This window comes from Candidatus Jordarchaeum sp. (assembly GCF_052745115.1).
The window spans coordinates 1-8,969 of sequence record NZ_JBRAKS010000156.1 but is presented as its reverse complement, the minus strand read 5'-3'; the positions used below and the strand labels follow the sequence as shown (position 1 = coordinate 8,969).

At 40.1% G+C, this 8,969-nt stretch carries 10 protein-coding genes; 4 read left to right on the top strand and 6 right to left on the bottom strand.

Annotated elements, in window-relative coordinates; translation table 11 throughout:
- Nucleotides 1-279 precede the first annotated feature (279 nt).
- The gene (locus ACUVXA_RS11805) at nt 280-1,347 is read left to right on the top strand and encodes a hypothetical protein (RefSeq protein WP_445871468.1); all 1,068 of its coding nucleotides are present in this window, start codon (nt 280-282) and stop codon (nt 1,345-1,347) included.
- Nucleotides 1,348-1,353: 6 nt separating this feature from the next.
- Here ACUVXA_RS11805 and ACUVXA_RS11800 read toward each other — a convergent pair whose 3' ends face one another.
- The 6 genes from ACUVXA_RS11800 to lysW are packed head-to-tail and all read right to left on the bottom strand — an operon-like array spanning nt 1,354 to nt 6,487.
- Complete coding sequence (locus ACUVXA_RS11800; RefSeq protein ID WP_445871467.1) at nt 1,354-2,412, bottom strand: M20/M25/M40 family metallo-hydrolase; 1,059 nt, start codon at nt 2,410-2,412, stop codon at nt 1,354-1,356.
- A gap of 3 nt (nt 2,413-2,415) precedes the next feature.
- Entirely contained in the window at nt 2,416-3,603 is a 1,188-nt protein-coding gene (locus tag ACUVXA_RS11795) for an aspartate aminotransferase family protein (protein WP_445871466.1), read from the bottom strand.
- On the bottom strand, nt 3,587-4,399 hold the full coding sequence (locus tag ACUVXA_RS11790; protein ID WP_445871465.1) for a [LysW]-aminoadipate/[LysW]-glutamate kinase: 813 nt from the start codon (nt 4,397-4,399) through the stop codon (nt 3,587-3,589). The genes ACUVXA_RS11795 and ACUVXA_RS11790 overlap by 17 nt, the downstream gene beginning before the upstream one ends.
- A 12-nt stretch (nt 4,400-4,411) precedes the next feature.
- Nucleotides 4,412-5,461 carry an N-acetyl-gamma-glutamyl-phosphate reductase gene (gene argC / locus ACUVXA_RS11785; RefSeq protein WP_445871464.1) on the bottom strand — a complete coding sequence of 350 codons (1,050 nt, stop codon included), beginning with the start codon at nt 5,459-5,461 and terminating at the stop codon, nt 4,412-4,414.
- Entirely contained in the window at nt 5,458-6,312 is an 855-nt protein-coding gene (gene lysX / locus ACUVXA_RS11780; protein ID WP_445871463.1) for a lysine biosynthesis protein LysX, read from the bottom strand. The genes argC and lysX overlap by 4 nt, the downstream gene beginning before the upstream one ends.
- Nucleotide 6,313: 1 nt before the next feature.
- The gene (gene lysW, locus ACUVXA_RS11775; protein WP_445871462.1) at nt 6,314-6,487 is read right to left on the bottom strand and encodes a lysine biosynthesis protein LysW; all 174 of its coding nucleotides are present in this window, start codon (nt 6,485-6,487) and stop codon (nt 6,314-6,316) included.
- Nucleotides 6,488-6,870: 383 nt separating this feature from the next.
- Between lysW and ACUVXA_RS11770 the strand changes: the two genes are divergently transcribed.
- From ACUVXA_RS11770 to metG, 3 genes are all read left to right on the top strand, one after another.
- The gene (locus tag ACUVXA_RS11770) at nt 6,871-7,017 is read left to right on the top strand and encodes a 4Fe-4S binding protein (protein ID WP_445871461.1); all 147 of its coding nucleotides are present in this window, start codon (nt 6,871-6,873) and stop codon (nt 7,015-7,017) included.
- Nucleotides 7,018-7,224: 207 nt separating this feature from the next.
- Nucleotides 7,225-8,445: an NAD(P)/FAD-dependent oxidoreductase gene (locus ACUVXA_RS11765; RefSeq protein ID WP_445871460.1), complete on the top strand. Its 1,221-nt coding sequence runs from the start codon at nt 7,225-7,227 to the stop codon at nt 8,443-8,445.
- 61 nt (nt 8,446-8,506) lie between these two features.
- Nucleotides 8,507-8,836 (top strand): methionine--tRNA ligase subunit beta, encoded by a 330-nt coding sequence (metG, locus tag ACUVXA_RS11760; protein ID WP_445871459.1) that lies wholly within the window; start codon nt 8,507-8,509, stop codon nt 8,834-8,836.
- The last annotated feature ends 133 nt before the right edge of the window (nt 8,837-8,969 follow it).

Below are 8,969 nucleotides of genomic sequence, written 5' to 3'. Positions count from 1 at the left end.
TCATAGAAGAGAACAAAAAACTATACAACAGGAGCTTTGTCTGAACATATGGTTTCTTCACAGTCAAAATGATTCAAAAACTTCGCTAAATACTATAGTATTTTTCAATTTTGATTTTTATGTCTGGTTAATCGAAACGCTTATCACATTATATATACAATAATAATTTGTATGCGAGAACGCTTTTAGAAACTAATTATCAAAATATGTTTTAAAGAAAGCTTGAAAATTTTATTCGATTTAAATTACTTTATAGTAAGGAGTAGGGAGCGTGTAATTTTGTCTGGAGAAGCTGAAAGGATTGTTTCTGATGCCAAAAATAAGGCTGATTCTATTTTGGAAGTTGCCAAGAAGGAAGCAGAGAACATTGTTTTAAGGGCTAAGGAAGTGGCTGGCGAGGTTAGGCGAGAACGTGAAAAGACGGTTCGAAGGATTGTTAGAAATCTTCTTATTAACAATGTGGACGAGGTTTTGAAGGGTTTAATTTCCCTAACTGATTTGGATGTTCAACAGATATTTGTGGAAACTGAGAAAATAGTGAATGCTTACAAAGGTCATGATTCCATCGATAAGTTACCAGTGATTATAAGATGCTCCAAATGCAGCACAGAGTTCTTTTTGGATTCTGAGATAGAAGAGGAATTGGTTGAAACAGAGAGGCAGGTTTTTGGTTCCTTTGCTTGTCCTAATTGCAATGCATTGTCTAAGTATGAATTTACTCAGGGCAAGGTTGTAGGCACTATGGAAAGAGGTTTACCGGAGAATAAATGTTTAGGTTTTAAATCTAGTGACCTCAGGAAAAGGGTTGAAGAACTTTTAACTCCTCTTTTTAATGAGGTTGTTAAATTCGGTGAGACAAGACATTCTATCATGGCAATACCGCTAGTTGATAAGTGCAGAATAATACTAAGACATATAGCCAAGAAGAAGAGTGATGAGGAAAAGTGGGAAACTGAATGGAATAGCCGCTTGAAAGCCGAGATAAATACTGCCAATGTCTGCAATATTAAAGGAGAAATAAATTTTCAAAGTAAACGAGAGAGCGCAATTGGACCAATAACATACGGTCTGCCGTTAAGAATAGAAAAGTCTCACGTTTTATCAAGAGAAGATCTTGATACTTTTGCTGGTTCATTGGCAAATATCTTTTCTGAAATTAATAAAGAGGCTACACTTAATGTGCTTAGTTTATTGGAACAAGCTCCACTGGTTTTAGAGTGGATGAGGCCTTTGAAGCGGGTAATGGCTTTTGCGCCTTCGGAAGAAATGGCTCCTTTGGTGTCTGAGTTAGAGGAAAAAATCAAAGAGAGAAAGGAAAAAAAGGAGAAAGAACCACTACGTATTTGATATATTCTACATCATAAGTTTTTCAATAGTCTTCTCCAATATTTTTGCGGTATCTAAAAACTGTTTTATAGAGATTTTTTCGTGATTCGTGTGGTCTAAGCGGGGGTCACCGGGACCGTAAGTAACCGCCAAGGTTTTTATGCTGTTTCCGTAGATGTTCATATCACCGGTTCCCGTTTTTTTAATTAAGCGGGCGTCTTTCCCTGTGATCTCTTTTATTGAGTCCATCAGAGCATCGATTAATAGAGATTTTTTTTCAGACTCGTAAGGTTCGGTTGCGTCAATCACTCTAGTTGAGCACTCAACATCTGGAGTTGATTTGCAATATTCTTGGACTACGTGGTATATTATTTTATAGGTAGTATTGCAACTCATTTTGGGTGGTATTCTAACTCTTATCTCTGTTGCGCTTTGACTGTCTGTGCCATTTAATCGACCTATTGATAAGTCTACTGTATGATATTTTGAATTGGATTGATATTTTCCTAATTCTTCCTTTATTTTGAGCCATATTGATATTAGTTCTTCACTAGCGTTTCGTACAGTGGGATTAGCCGGATGGCCTGGTTCCGTTTTGATTTCCAATTCGATGCTTAAACTTCCTTTGTATCCTATCACAATAAAATTGGTATTGCAGGGCTCTCCAAAAATCGCATAATCTGCCTTTAATCCCTTATCTATTATGTTTTTTACTCCGATGGATGTTCCTTCTTCTTGTACAGCTCCCACCACTAATATAGTGCCCCTAATTTTCTTATTCACAAATTTTGAAGCGGCAAGTATCAGAACCGCAAGGGGTGATTTGGCATCGCAAGCTCCTCGACCTGTTAATTCACCTTTAATAATCTGGACTGGTAGTTCTCCGGGAACAGTATCCATATGGCCACAGAGCAGTAGAATAGGTTCTCCCTCACCAATTCTACCTATAACATTTCCAACTTCATCTATTTCCGCATTGAAACCCATTTTATTCATTTGGTTAAGAAGAAAATTGGCGAGTTCAGCTTCTTGTCCCGATGGACTATAAATTTCAAGCATTCTTTTTAGAAAATCTTGCGGCTCCATTCTTCAGGTCTCCAATACCTCCGCCAAAATCGCCGCTGTTTTATTAACTTGTTCTTTTTCAATAACTAGTGGAGGCAGTAATCTTATGGTGGTTAGTCCTGAAGTTAAAACTAGCAATCCCTTTTCCAAAGATTTTAAAATATAATCTTTGACTTTGAAGCGTATATCTATCCCAATCATTAGGCCTAGTCCCCTTATCTCTCTAATAATCTGAGAGTTCTCTTTTATTGCTTCCAATTTTTCTTTTAAATATGATCCTAGTTGCTTGGATCTTTGGGGGAGTTTTTCTTCTATTATGACATCTATTGTAGCTTTTGCGGCAGCGCATGCAAGGGGGTTTCCGCCGAAGGTTGAGGCGTGTTCACTTTCCTTAAGTGAATTCATAACCTCCTCTTTGGCTACTGTGGCTCCCATAGGCACACCTCCTGCTATTCCCTTAGCCATGGTCATCACATCTGGTGCTACTTTCCAGTGCATACATGCAAACATTTCACCGGTTCTACCGAATCCAGTCTGAACCTCATCGAATATGAGTAGAACGTTATTTTCATCGCAGATTTCTCTTAATTCTTTCAAGTAACTTTCTGGTGCTGGGTTAACTCCTGCTTCTCCTTGTACTGGTTCCACCATTACCGCCGCCGTGTTCTCATTAATGGCTTCGCGAACCGCATCTGCGTCCCCAAATTTAACATGAGTAAATCCTGGAACTAGTGGTTCAAATGCTTCTCGATACCTTTTTTCCCAAGTGGCGGAGAGTGCTCCCAGAGTCCGCCCATGGAATCCCTTCACCGTGGCTATAATTTCTTTCTTTCCAGTATATTTTCGGGCGAGTTTTAGGGCGCATTCCACGGCTTCTGTTCCACTATTTGAAAGAAAAGTCCGCGTTAGGCCTTTAGGAACTATTTTGGCAATTTTTTCTACTACTTCTGCTCTGGCATCATTATATAGTATACCCGAGCAGCTTATGAGTTTCTCAGCCTGCATTTTTATGGCTTCTACGATTTTAGGGTGGCAGTGTCCAGTAATATTTACTCCGTGGCCAGCAACACAGTCTATATATTCTCTGCCTTCTGTGTCCCAAACTAGGGCTCCTTTTCCTCTCACAATTACTACTGGTCTTTTGGCGTAGGTTTGGGCCTCAAAAGTGTCTTCCAGATGGATATATTTTAACGCGTCACTCGGCTGATTCATATGCGATCACCGTGCAGTTTTTTTCTTCTAAAGCGTTGAGAAGGGGGTGTTCTCCGATTCCGGAAGCTATTACCACCTCTGGTACTCCTTCTTGTAATGCTTCTAACGCTGCAAAGATTTTTCTCCTCATTCCGGGACCTACTTTCTCCATGGTTTGTTTCGCCTCTGGCACGTTTAATTTTTTTATCACTTTTTCGTTATCGAGGACTCCCGGTACATCGGTCATATCCAATAGTTTGTCGGCTTTGATGGCCCCGGCAATACTTGCGGCTGCCCGGTCTCCATCCACGTTTAGGTTTTCTCCTTCCTTTCCGATTGCTACTGCTCCAATAACTGGAACATATCTCGCATTTAGTAATAATTCTAGGAGTTTGGAATTTACTTCTACAACCTTTCCGGTGTAATCACCTTCGATTAAAAGTATCTTGTTTCCCTCTTTTACTTTGATGCGTGGTTTTCTTTCTGCCACTAATAGACCTCCGTCAATTCCGGAGAGGCCTAGGCTGTTAACTCCTTCCTTTAGTAAAATGGCAACTAGTTTTTTATTCACTGTGCCTCCTATGACCATAGTGTAGATGTTAGCGGTTTCAGCATCTGTGTATCTACTTCTAAAACCGGTGGGGGAGGTTACAAATTTTTGCTCTTTGCCAAGTTTTTCTGCAATTTCTGTTACAACCTTTGCCCCCCCGTGCACAATGACTATTTGGTGCTCTTTACTCAATTCTTTTACGTCTCGTGCTAGGGGTGATAAATTCTCATCGAGAAGGCTGCCGCCAATTTTTATTACTATTCTCATTTAACCGCATCCTTAATAGGGATGAATTCCTGGAAATTTTAAACCAGTGGTTTCATCTATTCCTTCCATTAGGTTCATACACTGAACCGCTTGTCCTGCAGCGCCCTTAATCAGATTATCTAGGGCCGAAAGCACCACTACTCGTGGCATGTGTTCATCTATTTCGAACCCTATATCACAATAATTGGTGCCTACAATGACTTTGGGATCGGGTAGTCTGTAGATGCCTGTTTTCTGCTTAATAATTCTTATAAAAGGTTCATCATTGTAAAATTCTCGGAAAAGACCCCAGACCTCCTTTTCAGTAAGTTCTTTTTCCAGAAACAGGTGTATGGTTGTTAGAATACCTCTCACCATATCTACTGCGTGGGCTGAGAATGCTATCTTAACTTGCTTTCCGGCTACTTCACTGAGCTCCTGCTCCATCTCGGCTGTGTGTCTATGGTTAGTTGCCTTATAAGGTCTAACAATGTTTGCCCTTTCGGGATGGTGAGTGGAAAGTGAAAACTCTCTACCGGATGCTGAGGATCCCACCTTTGAATCAATTACTATTCTCTCCAAGTCGACAGCCCCGCTTCCAATCATTGGAGCTGCTCCTAGTATAGCGCTTGAAGCCAGACATCCAGGGCAGGAAACCAAATTTGCTTTCTTAATTTCTTCTTTATGAAGTTCAGATATTCCATAGATAGATTTACCCAGAAGTTCAGGATGTTCATGCTTACCATAGTAGTACTCATAGGTTTCTAGATTTTTTATCCGAAAATCAGCGCTCAAATCTATGATCTTTACTCCGGTTTCAAGTAGTTGGGGCACTATGTTCATAGATGCTCTATGGGGCACACCGAGAAAAATATAATCACACCTGTCGGAAATCTTGTTCACATTGAATTCCTCAAATTTTATTTGAGTAATGCCTCTCAGGTTTGGATGTACACTGCTCAAATATTTTCCAGAAAACTGTCTGGAAGTTACACAAGTTAACTCGGCTTTAGGGTGAAAGAGCAACAGTCTTACTAGATCTCCACCCGTATATCCCGAAGCTCCAATAACTCCAGTTCTCATTTCAACATCTCCAAACAATAATCTATTAGCATACTTGGAATATCCACACCCGTTAAAGGTACAGTGGTATGGTACTCCATTGTGTGATTAACTTCATTAACAAGCATACCCTTTGGGGTTTCTAATAAATCAACTCCATATACACCTTCTCCAATAGCCTTTGCAGCCTTTAAACTCATCTCTTCAATTTCCGGGGTTACCGGACACACTTCGGCCCTTCCTCCAAGGGCAGTGTTGGTTCGCCACTCACCCTGCCCCGCGATACGGTATATTGCAGTGATGACCTTATCGCCAATAACAAAGCTTCTGATATCCCGATTACCAGTCTTTTCTACATATTCTTGAATATAATAAATCTGGTAAAGAGCTCCCATGGACTCTCTACTTTCTAGTATAGCCTTAGCAGATTGAGGATCCCTTAATGGTGCTATGAGTCTTCCCCAACTTCCAAACACCGGTTTAATCACCGCAGGATACTTTAACTCGTCTAAAACTTTAAGAGCGGCATCAATATCAAAAGCTATAAACGTTCTGGGGCTGGGAATACCCGCCTTTCTCAGGGATAGGGTGGTGAGAAGCTTATCCGCACAGACACTTGACACTGCATAGGAATTAACTACCGGGTAACCCTTGCTCTCCAAAATTTTTGTAATGTAAAGTCCTTTGAATGTACTCACTGCACGCTGAAGATAAATATCCGCTTGCGGTATATTATCAAGATCCCCTGTGGCATCTAAAAAAATACTTTTTTCATCAATAACTATGAGTTTAACGTCCTTTTTACTCGAAGCCTGAATTAGAGCTTTTTCATCCCATCTCACTCGATCGCTTATCATACCAATGGTTTTCACTTCATTCGCCCCAATCCTCGCCCTCGATCTCTGCGATCTTTAGCTCAACTTTATTCTTTTCTAAGCTTACCACTTCAAGCTCGGATCCGCAGTCAGGGCATTCAACTATTTCTCTTATTACCGGATCTTGGAGATCTAAATCAGCACCACATTCTGGACATTTAGCCTTGACCATAGTTAAATCACCTCCATAGCCCTTATTTGCACTTTTACATCGGCTGGCTGCGATAAATGCTTAGATTCAAAACTCCTAAACATATTACCGAGAAAATTGAAATTCATTTCCAAGTTTTCTAACACTTAATCTGTCCTTCTTCAAACATTATATTTTGAATATACGCTTTATAAGTGTGGGATATAAAAGATTTTCTTAAATAATTTTTCCCATTTTAAAAAATTAAGCACTATTAAACCCCCAATAATTTTATATATAACTGTATTACCAACAAAAGTAAAATAATATAAGATAATAATTTAAACTTCTTCTATGGATTATACCTAAACAATTTTAGGAAGTAACTCTGCATGAAAATCGACAAAGAACTGTGCGGAATATGCATGTGTTGTGCATGTGTATGCCCAAGAAATGCTGTAAGTATCACAGAGCACGAAGCATTAGTGGACAACAATATCTGCAACAATTGTGGAATCTGCTTTAAAGTATGCCCTGTGGGAGCAATAATCATTGAAGAAAAAGCATCATAAGACTCTTATTCTACAACAGAAATAGTAAAAACTCAATAGAACTATTATAAACTGTTTAGAACTTTTAAAAATAATCTAAAAAATAATCAAGACTCTTTCCAATTATTCAAATTGTATGGTAAAAAAAGATAAATATGCATATATTTTTCCCATCTGTAAAGCGATACCCATAGCTGAACCATTTCCTATTATTTGAAGGTGTGATTAATGGAACTAAAAACCGATATATTAATTGTTGGTGCAGGTCCCGGGGGCACCGCTACAGCAATATCCGCTCTCAAAAAAGGCGGCAAAGTGCTAATAGTAGACCGAAAAACAAATGTAGGAGTTCCTGTGCAATGCGGAGAAGCGATTGGAAAAACGGGCCCTGGAATAGCTGAAATTGAAATACCTGAGATCGCAATATTAAATCCGATTCGGGGTTTCCGTATTTACAGTCCCAATCTCACCAAGGTTGACTACGCAAAGCCGGAACCAGACGGCTACATCATTGACCGCCGAATATTTGACAAAGAACTCCTGGCAAAAGCGTGCGAAATGGGAGCTGAAGCATTGGTGGGGACAAACGTGACCGAACTACTCTACAAAAAAGATCAAATCAAAGGAGTGGTCGCCAGTAGATTCGGTCAAAAAATAGAAATCGCGGCTGAAGTAATAGTTGGCGCAGATGGAGTAAACAGTACTATAGCTAAACTCTCAGGTCTCAGAAAAAATATTAAACTTAAAGACATAGAAAGCTGCGCTCAATTCGAAATGGTCAACGTAAAAATAGACGATGTTGATCTCCTTGAATTCTACCTCGGAAAACAAGTCTCACCCCGAGGATACGTGTGGGTTTTCCCCAAGAGTGAAAACCGCGCCAACATCGGTCTCGGAATTGGAGGAGGAATGGGTGAAAAAACCGCCCTAGAATATCTAAACGACTTTATAAAACACAATTCCCGAGGCAAAGAAATCTGCAAAAACGCCAAAGTCATAGAATTCCGAGTGGGAGCCCTACCCATGGGAGGCCCCAACCCTAAAAATATACTAGACAACCTAATCCTGGTGGGCGACGCCGCAGGACAAGTTCACCCCATAACTGGCGGGGGGATGGGATATGCCATAGTCTGCGGGAGCATAGCTGGAGAGGTGGCGGTGGATGCCATTACTGAAGAAGACACCAGTGAAGAAGCTCTATCCCTGTATGAAGCCCTATGGCGTGAAAAGTATGGAAAAGAATTTGAACAAATGCTCAATTTACAAAAACTATTGACAGAGGCTGAAGACAGCCTATTGGATAAACTGGCCCAAATACTCAGCGGACAAAACGTGGTCGAACTCACTGCCGGGAAAAAAATTGGGATTTTCTTAAAAGCAGCAGCAAAACGTGACAAACAACTCCTAAACCTACTTAACCAACTCCGAAACCTACAACTAGTACAATAAAACATAAACAACCATTAAGAAAAACTGTAAATAAAATTAAATAAAAATGGGAAGTGTGAAATTGCCGATAATTACATTTAAAGAGTTTCAAAAAATGGATCTGAGAATCGGGAAAGTAATAAAAGCGGAAAAAGTGCCAAACACGAAAAAACTCATACGAATGGCAGTAGAAATAGGGGAAGGGGAAATAAGACAAATCGTAGCCGGTATGGCAGAACACCTAAGACCCGAAAAGCTCCAAAACAAAAACGTGGTTGTGCTGGTAAACTTGGAACCTAAAGAATTCATGGGACTAGAATCTAGAGGAATGATACTAGCAGCAGACCTAGACGGAAAACCTATACTCATAACACCGGAAGAAGATGTTCCCCCTGGCACAAAAATTAGGTAATAATCTTAAACTAGCACAGTAAGCCTCTAAACCTTGGAGAATAGGGTTATACTCTATGTAGAAATTCATAGAATTACATAGAGTTGGGGCTTCACAGTATCATGCGGCGGCCTCGCGAGTTCATCAGCCGCCC

What these genes read in the sequence shown, in the direction of transcription:
- ACUVXA_RS11800 (WP_445871467.1), bottom strand. Translation starts at nt 2,412, where the DNA reads ATGGAGCCGCAAGATTTTCTAAAAAGAATGCTTGAAATTTATAGTCCA.
- ACUVXA_RS11795 (WP_445871466.1), bottom strand. Translation starts at nt 3,603, where the DNA reads ATGAATCAGCCGAGTGACGCGTTAAAATATATCCATCTGGAAGACACT.
- ACUVXA_RS11790 (WP_445871465.1), bottom strand. Translation starts at nt 4,399, where the DNA reads ATGAGAATAGTAATAAAAATTGGCGGCAGCCTTCTCGATGAGAATTTA.
- argC (WP_445871464.1), bottom strand. Translation starts at nt 5,461, where the DNA reads ATGAGAACTGGAGTTATTGGAGCTTCGGGATATACGGGTGGAGATCTA.
- lysW (WP_445871462.1), bottom strand. Translation starts at nt 6,487, where the DNA reads ATGGTCAAGGCTAAATGTCCAGAATGTGGTGCTGATTTAGATCTCCAA.
- ACUVXA_RS11770 (WP_445871461.1), top strand. Translation starts at nt 6,871, where the DNA reads ATGTGTTGTGCATGTGTATGCCCAAGAAATGCTGTAAGTATCACAGAG.
- ACUVXA_RS11765 (WP_445871460.1), top strand. Translation starts at nt 7,225, where the DNA reads ATGGAACTAAAAACCGATATATTAATTGTTGGTGCAGGTCCCGGGGGC.